The 14,373-nt window shown below is 56.4% G+C and carries 16 protein-coding genes; 15 read left to right on the forward strand and 1 reads right to left on the reverse strand.

The window, feature by feature from the left end:
- Positions 1–25: 25 nt before the first annotated feature.
- The 13 genes from ACP8MI_RS04425 to ACP8MI_RS04485 all read left to right on the forward strand — a co-directional run bounded on the left by ACP8MI_RS04425 (position 26) and on the right by ACP8MI_RS04485 (position 11,256).
- Positions 26–1,000 carry a F0F1 ATP synthase subunit gamma gene (locus ACP8MI_RS04425; protein WP_018120018.1) on the forward strand — a complete coding sequence of 325 codons (975 nt, stop codon included), beginning with the start codon at positions 26–28 and terminating at the stop codon, positions 998–1,000.
- A gap of 3 nt (positions 1,001–1,003) precedes the next feature.
- Positions 1,004–2,455 carry a F0F1 ATP synthase subunit beta gene (atpD, locus tag ACP8MI_RS04430; protein WP_049168400.1) on the forward strand — a complete coding sequence of 484 codons (1,452 nt, stop codon included), beginning with the start codon at positions 1,004–1,006 and terminating at the stop codon, positions 2,453–2,455.
- Between the two features lie 16 nt (positions 2,456–2,471).
- On the forward strand, positions 2,472–2,843 hold the full coding sequence (locus ACP8MI_RS04435; protein WP_126843891.1) for a F0F1 ATP synthase subunit epsilon: 372 nt from the start codon (positions 2,472–2,474) through the stop codon (positions 2,841–2,843).
- Between the two features lie 318 nt (positions 2,844–3,161).
- The gene (locus tag ACP8MI_RS04440) at positions 3,162–3,620 is read left to right on the forward strand and encodes a DUF2550 domain-containing protein (RefSeq protein ID WP_236588364.1); all 459 of its coding nucleotides are present in this window, start codon (positions 3,162–3,164) and stop codon (positions 3,618–3,620) included.
- Positions 3,621–3,667: 47 nt separating this feature from the next.
- On the forward strand, positions 3,668–4,360 hold the full coding sequence (gene nucS / locus ACP8MI_RS04445; protein WP_018120022.1) for an endonuclease NucS: 693 nt from the start codon (positions 3,668–3,670) through the stop codon (positions 4,358–4,360).
- A gap of 99 nt (positions 4,361–4,459) precedes the next feature.
- A complete protein-coding gene (locus tag ACP8MI_RS04450) occupies positions 4,460–4,702 on the forward strand; it encodes an Rv1322 family protein (protein ID WP_082150504.1) in 243 nt (80 codons plus the stop codon).
- A 113-nt stretch (positions 4,703–4,815) separates the two neighbouring features.
- Positions 4,816–5,112, forward strand: a complete 297-nt coding sequence (locus ACP8MI_RS04455; protein ID WP_049148176.1) for an MTH1187 family thiamine-binding protein — start codon at positions 4,816–4,818, stop codon at positions 5,110–5,112.
- An 83-nt stretch (positions 5,113–5,195) separates the two neighbouring features.
- Positions 5,196–6,200 carry a tetratricopeptide repeat protein gene (locus tag ACP8MI_RS04460; RefSeq protein ID WP_049148175.1) on the forward strand — a complete coding sequence of 335 codons (1,005 nt, stop codon included), beginning with the start codon at positions 5,196–5,198 and terminating at the stop codon, positions 6,198–6,200.
- Between the two features lie 157 nt (positions 6,201–6,357).
- Entirely contained in the window at positions 6,358–7,209 is an 852-nt protein-coding gene (locus ACP8MI_RS04465) for an ABC transporter ATP-binding protein (protein ID WP_018120026.1), read from the forward strand.
- 21 nt (positions 7,210–7,230) lie between these two features.
- Complete coding sequence (locus tag ACP8MI_RS04470) at positions 7,231–8,112, forward strand: NUDIX hydrolase (RefSeq protein WP_049148174.1); 882 nt, start codon at positions 7,231–7,233, stop codon at positions 8,110–8,112.
- 176 nt (positions 8,113–8,288) lie between these two features.
- Entirely contained in the window at positions 8,289–9,092 is an 804-nt protein-coding gene (locus tag ACP8MI_RS04475) for an electron transfer flavoprotein subunit beta/FixA family protein (protein WP_049148173.1), read from the forward strand.
- 27 nt (positions 9,093–9,119) lie between these two features.
- Entirely contained in the window at positions 9,120–10,085 is a 966-nt protein-coding gene (locus ACP8MI_RS04480) for an electron transfer flavoprotein subunit alpha/FixB family protein (protein WP_049148172.1), read from the forward strand.
- A 49-nt stretch (positions 10,086–10,134) separates the two neighbouring features.
- Positions 10,135–11,256 carry a cysteine desulfurase family protein gene (locus tag ACP8MI_RS04485; protein ID WP_049148171.1) on the forward strand — a complete coding sequence of 374 codons (1,122 nt, stop codon included), beginning with the start codon at positions 10,135–10,137 and terminating at the stop codon, positions 11,254–11,256.
- 4 nt (positions 11,257–11,260) lie between these two features.
- On the opposite strand, the gene ACP8MI_RS04490 is transcribed toward ACP8MI_RS04485, so the two are convergent.
- Positions 11,261–12,100 carry a spermidine synthase gene (locus ACP8MI_RS04490; protein ID WP_490290716.1) on the reverse strand — a complete coding sequence of 280 codons (840 nt, stop codon included), beginning with the start codon at positions 12,098–12,100 and terminating at the stop codon, positions 11,261–11,263.
- A 73-nt stretch (positions 12,101–12,173) separates the two neighbouring features.
- Between ACP8MI_RS04490 and mnmA the strand changes: the two genes are divergently transcribed.
- Positions 12,174–13,265, forward strand: a complete 1,092-nt coding sequence (gene mnmA, locus ACP8MI_RS04495; RefSeq protein WP_049148169.1) for a tRNA 2-thiouridine(34) synthase MnmA — start codon at positions 12,174–12,176, stop codon at positions 13,263–13,265.
- A gap of 38 nt (positions 13,266–13,303) precedes the next feature.
- The gene (locus tag ACP8MI_RS04500; protein WP_490290717.1) at positions 13,304–14,359 is read left to right on the forward strand and encodes a uroporphyrinogen decarboxylase/cobalamine-independent methonine synthase family protein; all 1,056 of its coding nucleotides are present in this window, start codon (positions 13,304–13,306) and stop codon (positions 14,357–14,359) included.
- The last annotated feature ends 14 nt before the right edge of the window (positions 14,360–14,373 follow it).

Genomic DNA, 14,373 nt, shown 5'->3' on the forward strand with positions numbered 1-14,373 from the left:
AGGAAAGAAGGGAGGGAAGGAAACCATGGCTACTCTTCGCGAATTACGCGACCGTATTCGGTCAGTGAACTCTACGAAGAAGATCACTAAAGCGCAGGAAATGATCGCCACCTCGCGCATCAACAAGGCCTTGGCACGTGTCGAAGAAGCCCAGCCTTATGCCGACGAGATGCAAGAGGTTATGGAGCGTTTGGCATCAGCAACAACGTTGGAGCACCCAATGTTGCAGCCGCGCGAGAACGTGAAGACTGCTGCAGTATTGGTCATTACTTCGGATCGCGGCATGTGTGGTGGTTATAACTACAACGTGCTGAAACGTGCCAACGAGCTTGAGAAGCTTCTAGAGGAAAAAGGCTATGAGGTCAAGCGATATGTTGCCGGTGGTAAGGGAGTTGATTTCTACCAATTCCGTGGCGTCGACATCGCTGGACAGTGGACCGGTTTTTCCCAAGACCCAAGCATGGAAGCCACCCATGATATGCGTCAGCATCTCATCGAGGGGTTCCAAGCCAGCTCAGAGGGCACTGCGCCGCACCGCGACGGAGTTAACGTCGCTGAAGACGAGGACTTGTTCGGATTCGATTCAGTTCACGTTGTACACACTGAGTTCGAGTCGATGCTCGTCCAAGAAGTCAACGTTCATCAACTGCTTCCCATTGAGCCTGTTTATCAGGACGAAGAAGTCATCGATGAAGATTTCAGCACCACGCATGGTGACACCGAAGCACAGATGGAATTTGAGCCGGATCCAGAAGCATTGCTGGAATCCCTGCTCCCGAAGTACGTCTCGCGTATTCTGTACGCAATGCTTCTGGAAGCATCGGCTGCTGAGTCTGCCGCACGTCGTACGGCAATGAAAGCCGCGACGGACAACGCTACGGATTTGGTCAATGACCTGTCACGTGTTGCTAACCAGGCTCGTCAGGCACAGATTACCCAGGAAATCAACGAGATCGTCGGTGGCGCTGGTGCGCTTGCCGGCAGCGGAGAAAGTGACTAAATCATGACTACAGCTCTTGATGAGCAGAACACGCAGCAAGGTAGCGCGAACGCTACCGGCCGCGTCGTGCGCGTCACCGGTGCGGTCGTCGACGTGGAATTTCCGCGTGGAGCGATGCCTGCTCTGTATAACGCGCTGACTGTCGAGGTCACCCTCGAGGCAGTCGCCAAGACCATCACGCTTGAGGTTGCACAGCACCTCGGCGATAACCTGATCCGTACCATTGCCTTGGCTCCGACCGACGGACTCGTCCGTGGTGCCGAGGTGACCGATACTGGCAGCCCAATCAGCGTTCCGGTTGGAGACGGTGTGAAGGGCCACGTGTTCAACGCACTCGGTGAGTGCTTGGACGAACCAGGCTTGGGCCGCGACGGCGAACAGTGGGGAATCCATCGCGATCCGCCACCATTCGACGAATTGGAAGGCAAAACCGAGATTCTGGAAACCGGAATCAAGGTCATTGACTTGCTCACGCCTTACGTGAAAGGCGGCAAGATCGGCCTGTTCGGCGGCGCTGGTGTCGGCAAGACCGTGCTGATTCAGGAAATGATTACCCGTATTGCCCGAAACTTCTCCGGTACCTCCGTGTTCGCTGGAGTCGGCGAGCGCACCCGTGAGGGTACTGACCTCTTCCTGGAAATGGAGGAGATGGGTGTGTTGCAAGACACCGCGCTTGTCTTCGGTCAGATGGACGAACCGCCAGGGGTTCGTATGCGCGTAGCCCTGTCCGGCCTGACCATGGCGGAATACTTCCGTGACGTCCAAAACCAGGACGTTCTGTTGTTCATTGACAACATCTTCCGCTTCACCCAGGCTGGTTCCGAGGTTTCGACCCTGCTGGGCCGTATGCCATCTGCTGTGGGTTATCAACCAACCTTGGCCGACGAGATGGGCGTTCTGCAGGAGCGTATTACCTCGACTCGTGGTAAGTCGATCACCTCTTTGCAGGCTGTGTACGTTCCTGCCGACGACTACACTGACCCAGCCCCAGCGACGACATTCGCGCACTTGGATGCAACTACCGAGTTGGATCGTTCGATTGCTTCCAAGGGTATTTACCCAGCCGTGAACCCATTGTCGTCGACCTCTCGTATCCTGGAGCCAGGCATCGTTGGTGAGCGCCATTATGCAATTGCTCAGCGCGTGATCAACATTTTGCAGAAGAACAAGGAACTGCAAGACATCATCGCCATCTTGGGTATGGATGAGCTGTCCGAGGAAGATAAGGTCACCGTTCAACGTGCCCGTCGTATTCAGCGTTTCTTGGGCCAAAACTTCTACGTTGCTGAGAAGTTCACAGGCTTGCCGGGTTCGACTGTTCCTCTGGAAGACACCATCGACGCTTTCGAGCGCATTTGCGATGGCGAGTTCGACCACTACCCAGAAATGGCCTTTGACGGCTTGGGTGGTCTCGACGACGTCGAGGAAAAGTACAAGAAGATGAACGAGAAGTAGGAAGTAGGCGACACACATGGCTGAATTCACCGTGGAACTCGTCGCGGTCGACCGTAAACTTTGGTCAGGCCAGGCCACCATGGTCACTGCTGAGACCACCGATGGTGAGCTCGGCGTGTTGCCTGGGCACCAACCCCTACTCGGTGAGTTGTTGGACAACGGTGTGGTTACCATCACCGGGTCCAACGGCGAACGCGTCGTCTTCGGCGTACAGGGCGGTTTCTTGTCCGTATCCAAGGAAAAGGTAACTGTACTGGCAGACTGGGCGATTACCTCCGATGAGCTGGATTCTTCGGTTATCGAAGAATATGAAGTTTCTGACGACGAGTATGTGCGTGCGCACGGTACAACCGCTCGGCGCGCACAGCGCCGCATGGAGATGATTTAAGCTTCTCAGATTACTACGGTTTGCGCCCGGGCCTAACTATCATTGCTAGTTAGGTGGCTATAAAACCAGCAGAAAGGCTCTTCCCGAATGTTTCGGGAAGGGCCTTTCTGCGTATAGTTTTCACCTCGGTCTATTCGGGGAATCCCGGACGCTCTTCCGCAGCCTTTCTATCGTCTCGGAGTACTCGATATTGGCACGCCGGTTTTCTGACAGGCGGTCGCAGCGGGTTCCTTGTGAATTGGTAGAAATATTTCACAAATACCTTGGCAGGTACTAAGATAATCCGAAATCTCTTCTGTTGGTTAAGGTGGCAGCTTAATGCAGGATTTTATGGGTAGCTTTTTACCATTATGCGGACTAGTAGCGCTGGTAATTGTCGCAGGATTGGCCGCATGGAAATTTTTCACGCTGCGATCTAAAGGAAACGCCGTTATCGCTCGTCGGCTCCCAGCGAAAGGGACGCATGGCTGGCGGCATGGCCGAGTAGTGTGCAATGGCCAGCAGCTCAACATGTATAAACTTCGCTCCTTATCACCCTCTGCAGATGTGGTACTTGAACGCAAAGAATTGACACTTCACCGTCAGCGTTCGGTCACAGATGCCGAGGGTTCTTTTATGTCTCCAGACTTGCAGGTGCTGGAAGTCTCGACGGCGGACGATCATTTTGAATTGGCTGTCGATACTTCTGCGGCTATGGCGATTACATCCTGGTTGGAATCTGCACCAGATAGCCGTCAAGAACGCACGGCGCCAAAGCCACAGCAATCGCGTAAATAATACGCTGACTGTGCTGGCGTACTGTACGCTGCGCTAGGGTAGTGGGCATGCGTTTAGTGATTGCCCACTGTTCTGTCGATTATGTCGGCAGATTGGATGCCCACTTGCCTGCTGCAGACCGTCTTATCATGGTAAAGGCTGACGGTTCCGTGTCGGTGCATGCGGATAATCGCGCTTATAAGCCGTTGAACTGGATGACCTCGCCATGCACGCTGACTGAATCCGCGATCACCGATATCGACGGTGACGACACAGAAGAAAAACTATGGGTGGTAGAAAATCCGCAGGGTGAGCAACTGCGTATCACTCTTCATGCAATCCACCATGACACGAACCACGAGCTTGGGGAGGACCCAGGGCTGGTCAAAGATGGCGTCGAGGCGCACTTACAAGAGCTGCTTGCTGAGCACATCACGACGCTTGGCGATGGTTACTCTCTTGTGAGGCGGGAATACCCCACGGGAATCGGGCCGGTTGATATTCTGGCTCGTAACGCCGATGGTGAGACCGTTGCCGTGGAGATTAAACGCCGCGGTGGTATCGACGGCGTAGAACAGCTCACGCGATATTTGGAACTGTTGAATCGAGACAGTTTGCTAGCGCCGGTGCACGGAATTTTTGCTGCTCAGCAAATAAAAGAGCAAGCCAAAACCTTAGCTCGTGATCGCGGAATTAGATGTGTGACGTTGGATTATCAACAACTGCGTGGTCTCGAGCCTAATGAATTGCGGTTGTTTTAAATGGCCGCGAAAAAACGACGCGGTGCGTACGGACATAGTCGGGGTGCGAAAGGAAAAAAGGCTGGGAAAGCACGACGGGCACAGTATTCGCCTTCGAGCATTCCTTCCGATGGCGGATCGCTATTTGGCACCCAAGTGACAGAAGGCCCGAGTTGGGATTTCGGCAGACCTTACGAATACCGGCAGATCGCGGCAGTTCGTGCGGTGAAATACTATGTGTGCCCTGGTTGTAACGTTGATATTCCACCGGGTGTGGCGCACATTGTTGCATGGCCACGCGATTCTGGTGGTCAAGGTGACGACCGCCGCCATTGGCATTCCCGTTGTTGGCAACAGCGTTAACAACAGCGTTAACACTGTTGCCTGCAACGTCGAGGATCACAGCGTTGTAGAAAGCTCGTTCTGGTGACACCTTCAGACGAAGCATCATTGGTAAAACAGGTAGCCTAGATTCTATGATTGTGGCTTTTTCTGTTGCACCCACGACCACGAATGAAACCGGCGAAATGTCGGAAGCAGTTGCCGAGGCGGTTCGGGTAGTACGCGAATCAGGTCTGCCGAATGAGACTAATTCGATGTTTACCCTCGTGGAAGGCGACTGGGACGAAGTTTTTGCCGTCGTGAAGAAAGCGACGGCTGCGGTGGAAGCAGTTTCGCCGCGGGTTTCGCTTGTGATCAAGGCGGATATTAGAAAAGGTGTAACTAATGGCCTTAGCGCCAAAGTTGAGGCTGTAAACCGTCACCTTTCATAAAAGCACCTTGCATAAAAACATCGCATTAATCGACACAATAGAAAATCAATGCGTCAATGCTTTTCTAGGAGGACACAACTTCGATGACTCATCCACAGCAACCGGGGCAGCCTGGCCACGAACCAGCTCGATTTGCTGCCTCAGCGGTAGATTTGGAGCAGCTAAAAAATCGCGCCCAGTCGGGGCCACAGGCAGCTGGAGGTCAACAGCCTGGGCATTCCGGTGCCGCAGAACCGGCTGGCGGGACTATCTCGGCTTATTTTGAGATTACTGATCAGAACTTCGAGGCTGATGTGGTTCGGCGTTCGACTGAGGTGCCGGTTGTCGTGCTGTTGGGTACGTCCCGCGCGGCGGAATCTGATGAGATGAAGCGGAATTTCGAACAACTCGTCGTCGGCGATGCCGCACTCGGCAAAGTAGTTTTTGGTTATGTGGATGCTGATAAGAATCCAGCCATCGCACAGGCATTTCGTGCGGATGCGGTGCCTACGGTGGTCGCCTTGGGGCAAGGGCAGCCGTTGACACAGTTCCAAGGGGCTCAGCCAGCCGAGGTTTTACAGCAGTGGGTTGAGACACTCATCCAACAGATTGGCCCGAAGTTGTCTGGTCCTTCGCAGCCTATTGTTGATCCCGCCCAGGGTGCGGGTAACGACGATATGGCCGATGCGGGTGTGGATCCGCGCCATGACGCTGCCGAACAAGCGCTTTCGGCGGGCGATTATGCGCAGGCTCGCGTGCACTACGACGCGATTCTGGCCGATGATCCAGCTGATCAACAAGCCAGTGTGGCGCGCAAGACAGTCGAAGTTATCGAACGCTTCGACCCCGCGAATCGCAGTGGTGATGCCGTCGCAGAGGCAGATGAGGCTCCGGATGACGTCGACAAGCAACTCGACGCGGCCGATGCGGAAGTCTTGGCTGGAGCTCCGGAAAAGGCGTTTGCCCGGCTGATTTCTACGATGAAAACCACTGCTGGTGATGATAAAAACCGTCTGCGTACCCGCGTGATTTCTTTGTTTGAGTTGTTTGATCCAGCAGACCCGCGGGTGAAACAGGCGCGTACTGATCTAGCGAGTGCGTTGTTCTAAAGCTCGGTAAGTGAGTGCTTTAAGCTAGTAGGTGGAACCTCACCGAGACCAGCGCCGACGGACAGAGCCGATGAGCCTAGGGCCCTGTTGTGGGCTTCAAAGTAACCGGTTTTGTCTGCATAGCGTGAGAAACGTCAAGAAAGAGACGATTGAGATTATGACTTCTACGTCCGGAGCCACAGAGCCTACTACCAGCGAGGATTTGCTCATTGATTTCCGCGATGTCGCCTTGCGCCGTGGCGGGAATACGTTGGTGGGGCCGGTTAATTGGCAGGTCGAGTTAGACGAGCGCTGGGTAATCATCGGGCCGAATGGCGCTGGAAAGACTTCGTTGGTGCGTATGGCGTCAGCGGAGGAATTCCCGTCAGCGGGAACAGCGTTTGTGATGGGGGAGAAATTTGGTGCCGCCAATATGCGCGATGTCCGCGCGATGGTCGGTATTTCTTCTGCAGCGTTAGCGAATCGGATCCCGGCTGGTGAGCGTGTCGACGACCTGGTGGTTTCGGCTGGATATGCGGTCTTGGGGCGCTGGCGCGAAGACTATGAATCGCTCGATTTCGAGCGGGCCTACGATATTTTGGACCAGGTGGGTGCGTTTCACCTGATGAAACGCACTTGGGGCACGCTGTCGGAAGGTGAGCGCAAGCGTGTGCTGCTGGCCCGTGCGTTGATGACTGACCCGGAGTTGTTGATTCTCGATGAGCCATCAGCCGGAATGGACTTGGGCGGACGCGAGGATCTGGTTGGGTATTTGGGGGATCTGGCGATGGACCCGGATGCACCAGCGATTGTGATGATTACCCACCACGTGGAAGAGATTCCGGAAGGCTTTACCCACGCACTGTTGTTGGATGAGGGAGAGGTGGTCGCCCAAGGTTTGCTTGACGACGTTTTGACCTCCGAAAATCTGACGAAAGCTTTCCACCAGCCGATTCAGGTGGACCGGTTGGGTTCGCGCTTTTTCGCCCGGCGTGCTCGCCGGGGCCGTGGTTCGCACCGCGCAGGCTAGTAGCAGCGAGGTGACACAATAATGCCGGATTTTCCTGCACATTCGCAGTTTCATTGCCAGCACCAATCCGATCAGGTGGATGCCATTAACCCGGAAGATATGACGGGTTATCAGGGGGCGCGGCTGGCAGCCACCGTGCTATTGGTCCGGGATGGCGTGCAGGGCCTCGAGGTATTTGCGCAAGAGCGCGTGTCCACGATGCGGAATTTCCCGGGGATCACGGTTTTTCCGGGCGGTGGGGTGGATCACCGCGATTTCCCCGCCCGATCGTGGAATTCCGGTGAGCATTGGTGTGGCCCGTCGGCGGTGTCGTTGGCGCGGCGGATGGAGACCAATAAATATAAGGCACATGCGCTGGTTTTTGCTGCGGTGCGTGAGCTGTTCGAAGAATCCGGCGCGTTGTTGGCGGTGCATGGCGACGGTGCCCCGATCGCGAATGTGGCTCCGTATGATTATGCGCGGCGCCGCTTGGAATCGCACGAGATTGCGTTGTCAGATTTGATGCAGGAGCATGATCTCAAAGTGCGCTCGGATTTGCTGCTTCCATGGGCTCGGTGGGTTGGAAAGTCGGATCGTACGCAATTGTGGTTCGATACGTTTTCCTTTGTCGCGCGTGTGCCGGACGGGCAGTGTCCCGCACCAGACCCGGGCGGGGAAGCTGAGGACGCGAATTGGTTTTCGCCACAGTTGCTTCTCGACGGCTGGCGCGCAGGTTTGGTGCGTTTTGTTTTGCCTACGTGGGCGCAGCTGCGCAAACTCGCTGATTGCGCGACGGTGGCCGATGTGATGCAGATGGCGCGCGATACCGTCATTCATCCGATCGTCGGGAAAGGTTGGCAGGATCCGGCGTATCGTGAATTCTTGGAGTACCAACCGGAAGATCGTATTGGCAGGATGGTGTGAGACGGCATGAATCTAAACTGTCCCGATCTGTCTAAGAAAACTAGACTGAGTGGTACAGTTGCGTTCGGTGGTCTGAGACACCGTAATAAACGGAACAAACGACATACACGAAATAGATAACGTGCGCTTTTGATTCGTTGACGCACGAAATGGCAAAGAAAGGTAGGTGGCAGAAAATGCCCACCATCGTGGTTTTGGTGAAGACTGTGCCGGATACCTGGTCCACGAAAACCCTACGCGATGATGCTCGCTTGGATCGGGAATCCGTCGATGTGATCGTCGATGAAATTAACGAGTTTTCGGTGGAACAAGCGCTGCGCATTCGGGAGGATGCAGGCAAGCAAGGTACCGAATACCAGGTGGTTGCGCTGAGCATGGGCCCAGCACACCACGAAGAAGCCCTGCGAAAAGCCATCGCGATGGGTGCCGACGATGCCGTGCACGTGAGCGATGAGGCGTTGGGGGGCAGCGATGCGCTAGGAACCGCATTTGCCCTGCACAGCGCATTGGAGTCGATTGACGACGTGCAGTTGATCATTGGCGGTAATTATTCCTCTGATGGCTCCACCGGTACGGTGCCAGGGTTGGTGGCAGAATTCCAGGAGATTCCAGCGTTGACAGCGGTGCATGAGCTCTCTGTCGACGGTGACACCGTGTCCGCAACCCGCGAAGATAACCGTGGCACCTGGCAGCTCTCGGCGAACCTTCCTGCTTTGGTTACTGTGACAGATAAATCCGCAAGCCCACGTTTCCCGAAGTTTAAAGGCTTGCGCCAAGCAAAAAAGCACGAGATTACCACCGTCGACATTGCTGGTATTGGCTTGGATGCGGATATGGTTGGCGGCGAGAATGCGACCACGCGGGTACTCGAGCATAAAAAGCGCCCACCGCGAACCGCCGGTGCTGTGATTGATTCCGGTAGCCCGGAAGAGCAGGCCCGCCAGATTGCCGACTACTTGGCCGAAAACAACCTTATTTAACGACGCGACTGAGGGAGTATCACTGCTATGTCACACGTGTATGTGCTGGTAGAACACGAAAATGGGCAGATTAGCCCGGTAACGCAAGAACTGTTTACCGCAGCTCGTGCGCTGGGATCGGTTCGCGCGGTTGCCGTGGGTGCACCGGGCAGTTGCGACGGACTTGTCGACGGACTGGCCAGCGCCGGTGCGGAAAAGATTTATTGTGCGGAAGTCGCAGATTATGACCAGCGATTGGTTATGCCAGAGGTGGAAGCGCTGAGCGCGCTTGCTGCTGCGGACCCGGCGCCGATCGTGGTCTCCGCGAATTCTGCGGGCAATGAAATCGTCGGCCGGTTGGGTGCGCGCTTGGCTTCCGGGATTCTTGCCGACGTCGTCGGAATCAATGCCGATGGTTCAGCCGTGCACTCGATTTTCGGCGGTTCGGTTGAGGTGCTCGCCCAAGCCGAAGGCGATTGTCCGCTTTATAGCCTGCGCCCGGGTGCTGTCGACGCCGAGGCTAGCCCGGCGAAGGGCGCGGGCATCGTCGAGAAATTCTCGGTGGATGGTGCTGCCGACAACGAGGTTCGCGTGGAATCGTTTACTCCGGCTGTCAAGGGGGATCGCCCAGATCTGCTGCAGGCGAAAAACATTGTTGCCGGTGGCCGGGGTGTCGGTTCCGCGGAGAATTTCGCCGAAGTCATAGAGCCGCTTGCCGATAGCCTGGGTGCTGCAGTTGGCGCTACCCGTGATGCCGTCGATGATGGTATGTATGCGCCTGCCCACCAGATTGGCCAGACGGGTGTGACTGTGAGCCCGAAGCTGTATATCGGTGTCGGTATTTCCGGAGCGATTCAACACTTGGTGGGTATGCAGACCGCGGAGCACATCATCGTCGTCAACCAGGATGCCGATGAGCCGTTCTTTAGCGTCGCCGATTTAGGCGTGGTAGGCGATTTGCACGAGATCGCGCCGGCTTTGACTGCGGAATTGCAAGCCCGCGCACGCAGCTAATCCTCACATGGCGCTGGCACGCGTTGAGCTAGCAGCTAGGCTGGGGTCTATGACTTATCTCGATCATGCTGCCACAACACCCATGCGTCAATCAGCGATTGATGCGTGGGTGGAAGCCTCCGGTGCATTGAACCCGAATGGCCAGTATGCGGCGGGACGGCAGGCCCGCAGCGTGCTGGATTCTGCCCGCGAGACCGTCGCGGAGCTTTTGGGTTGCGAGCCCATCGAGGTGATTTTTACTGCTTCTGGCACGGAGTCAGACAATATCGCACTGCAGGGGTTGTATGCGGCGAGTGAATCCAATCGGATCATCGTTCCGGCCGCGGAACACTCGGCGGTTCGCGATGTCGCTGGCATGCTCGCGGGCCGTGGAGCGCAGGTTGTTGATCTACCGGTCGACGGTGCTGCCCGCGTGTGTGATCTTTCGCCGCTAGATACCCCGGCTGCACTTGCGACGTGTATGTACGCCAATAATGAGGTCGGCAGCATTCAGCCGATTGCAGAAATTACCCAGCGCGCGGCAGCGGTGGGCACTCCGGTCCATGTTGATGCAGTCCAAGCCGTCGGCAAGCTGCCGATTAATTTCCATGAGTTGCAGGCAACGACTCTCGCGGCTAGCGCGCACAAATTTGGTGGCCCGCGCGGTACTGGTCTGTTGCTGGCTCAGCGCACTCCGGCGCCGAAACCGGTGTATTTTGGCGGCGGCCAAGAACGCGGGATTCGTCCGGGAACAGTCAACGTTGCAGGCGCAGCAGGTTTGGCGGCAGCGTTGCAGGAATCATTGCGGGAACACGAACGTGAAGCTGCCCGTCTGGCGCGCCTGCGCGACAAATTACGCACGTTTATTACTGCGCACATCGACGATGTGGTGGTTAACACGACGGAGCCTGCTTTGCCGACGCATCTGCATGTGTCTTTCTTGGGCACCGATGGCGATAGTCTGATCATGCTCTTGGATCGCGCGGGGGTTGCGGTCTCGACTGGTTCGGCGTGTGCAGCTGGTGTGAACCGCGTAAGCCATGTTCTTGAAGCGATGGGCGCAGATAACGTCCGCGCTCGCGGCGCGCTGCGCTTTAGCCTGGGGTATACCACGACCGAAGACGACATCGATGCTGTTTGTCAGCAACTACCGGAGATCATCGAGACAGCGCGCAAGGTTTCTGAGCTCTAACCTGCTATTCCCGCGACCAGTTCTGAGTCTGGTCAGCATCGAGGTACTGCGCAGGGACTGCTCCACGCAGTAGCACGCTGCGTAATTGGTCAGCAGCCGAACTGCCTGCCTGTGGCAGCTGTGCATCCGTAGCTACCAGCACCATATTGCCCCCACTGCGCCCCTTTAGGGTTCCAGCATCACTGATCACAGCCACCTCCGCGAAGATCTCCTGCAATCGCGCAATCTCGGCGCGTGCGTCGTGAACCCCACTGCGCGCACCACAGTTTGCCAGATATAGTCCGCCGGGGGTCAGTGCCTGATAAACCTGCTGTGCAAACTCCGTGGTGGTGAGCGCCGACGGCGTGCTATCACCGGAAAATACATCGCGGATGACGATATCGCGGCTTTCAGCGGAAAAACTTGCTGTAACTTCTGCAGCATCGCCGGGCCGGATTTTTACCGTTGGTGAGCGCGGAATATCGAACCAGTCGCGTACGTATTCGCCCAACCGGGCATCGAGTTCTACCACGGTATGCCGGGACTGTGGCCAGCGCCATGCTAAATAGCGTGCCATGGAACAGCCAGCCCCGCCCAGGTGGGTGACTCGGAGGCGGTTGGTATCCCGCCCGTGCCTGCCAAGAAAATCCTCGATGGCTGCAGCAAACCAACGCATGTACGCAAAGTCCAAATATTCAGGTTCGCCGATAACGACGTGCGAGCTGGGAACTCCATTGACGTAGAGGTAAAAGCCATTGTCGCGGAAGGCATCGGGTTTGATTTCTGCATGCCCGGTGTCGATTACGTACCGCCCGACGATGGAGTCAGTATCCCGCACCTGATTTTTTGCCCGCTTGCGTCCCATAGCGCGCTATTCTACGGGGCTTGTCGACGTTCGAGCTAAGCCCGGCTTTGACACTGGGCTTACACTATGAAACATGCGAGTTTTGGTAGCAATGTCCGGCGGCGTCGATTCTTCAGTGGCAGCCGCACGCGCGGTCGAGGCAGGCCACGATGTAGTTGGCGTTCATTTGGCTCTGCATCAAGACGCCCAGCAAACCCGTGAAAAAGCCCGCGGTTGCTGCTCGTTGGAAGATGCTGCTGATGCCCGTCGTATTTGTGACAAGCTGGGCATTCCGTACTACGTGTGGGATTTTTCCGAGCGTTTTAAGGAAGAAGTCATTGATGACTTCGTGGATTCCTACGCGATCGGTGAAACCCCGAACCCATGTTTGCGCTGTAATGAGAAAATCAAGTTCCGCGCGCTGTTGGAAAAGGGCATGGCCTTAGGCTTTGATGCTGTTGCCACCGGGCATTATGCCACCATCGACGACGACGGCTATATGCGCCGTTCGTCGGACCAGAACAAGGACCAGTCCTATGTGCTGGGCGTCATCAGTGCCGATGAATTGGCGCACTGCATGTTCCCGGTTGGTGATACGCCGAAGCCGCAGATCAGAGAAGAAGCAGCCCGCCACGGGTTTTCTACGGCATCCAAGCCGGATTCCTACGATATTTGCTTCATCCCGGACGGGAAGACGCAGGCTTTTTTGGGCCGTTCGATTGGCATGCGCCCTGGCATGATCGTCGACAAGAATTCTGGCGAGCAGCTGAAAGAGCATGATGGTGCTTGGAATTATACGATTGGCCAGCGCAAGGGCCTGGATATTAAGACTCCGGCTGCGGATGGTCGCCCGCGCTATGTCACCGATATTGATGCTGAAACCGGCACGGTTCTGGTGGGCTCGCGCGAAGACTTACGCATTCACACCATCGGTGCAGACCGGCTGAAATTCCTGCATCCAGCGATGGATGGTGAGCTGGAGTGCTTGGTGCAGGTGCGCGCGCATGGTTCGGTGGTGCCGTGTCGCGCGGTCATTGACCGTGAGGCCGATTTCATGCGCCTGGAGCTGCACGAGTCTTTGTCCGGTGTAGCGCGTGGCCAGGCTGCCGTGCTGTATTTACCGACTGATGATGGTTTGGGCGATATTGTGTTGGGCTCGGGCACAATCTGTGACACGGCTGCCTAAGGTCATTTCACATTGTGGTGGCGACTAGTAAGTATTCCATGAAGCAGATGAATCGAACGGGGTATTTGGGGCTTGGTCCGCTGGCTGGCACTTCGATGGCGGCAGCGGGGGATATGGTCATCAGCGAATTCGGTGATCGGCTGCATCTACCCCAGTTGCCGCAGCGTGGCTTGGGTTCTGATGCGGTGGGCTATACTGCCGCGTTGCTGGAATCGTTGAGCGTGGATCGGGGAGCGCGCCGTTGGCAGTTGAAAGCTCGTCCGCAGCGGTGGTCGTGGTTTCTTCGCGATCTGCGGGCCCGTGATGCGGATGTGCTCGAAGAGGCCTGGCAACACCCGGGCGGGGTGATCAAGGTACAGGTTATGGGGCCGGTGAGTTTGGCTAGCCAAATTGAGCTGGCTGGCGGCCACCGGGTGCTGAGCGATCGTTCCGCGTTATTCGATCTTGCCGACGCCTTGGCCGTTGGCGTTTCCAATTTTCGCGCAGATATCGCCCGGAGATTTTCTGCTTCCACTGTGCTCCAGCTCGATGAGCCGTATTTAGCTCGCTGTGTGCGTGGTGCTATTCCTGGTGCTACCGATTATCACCAGATAGCCCCACTTGCTTCCGATGATGCTGCGGCGTTGCTGGCACGGTGTGCAGGCGGAGCAGTGGATTATCTTAATGTCTCGGATGCGGATCATGGTCCGCTACGCCACGTGATTGCTCAGGTAGTTCGCGAACATCGTGATCAAGTTACCGAAGGCGCGGCAGCTGGTGGAGTTCGTGAAATCATCGTGGACCAACGCTGTGTGACTGGTACCGCGAAGCTGGATCAGCTTGCGGAGTTGGTGGAATCTGGCATGCGGGTGGGGTTGGCATGCGTACCGGCAGACATGGTCTGGGATGACCGGGGAGAAAATCCCCGGAGGCAAGCGATTTCTGTTGCGCGCTTGCTCGATACCCTTGGTATTGATCGGGTTTTTGGTGCAGGCGTACTTGATATCTGCCCACAGCCGGGGTTACCGGGAGATAACACCCTGGATTGCGCACGCACTTACCGGCTGACCGCGGAAATCGCGCGTATGCTTGCCGACGATAGTGGCGACCTGTAGCTGCGCGCTGCTGA

Source organism: Corynebacterium sp. LaCa_70 (assembly GCF_058182015.1).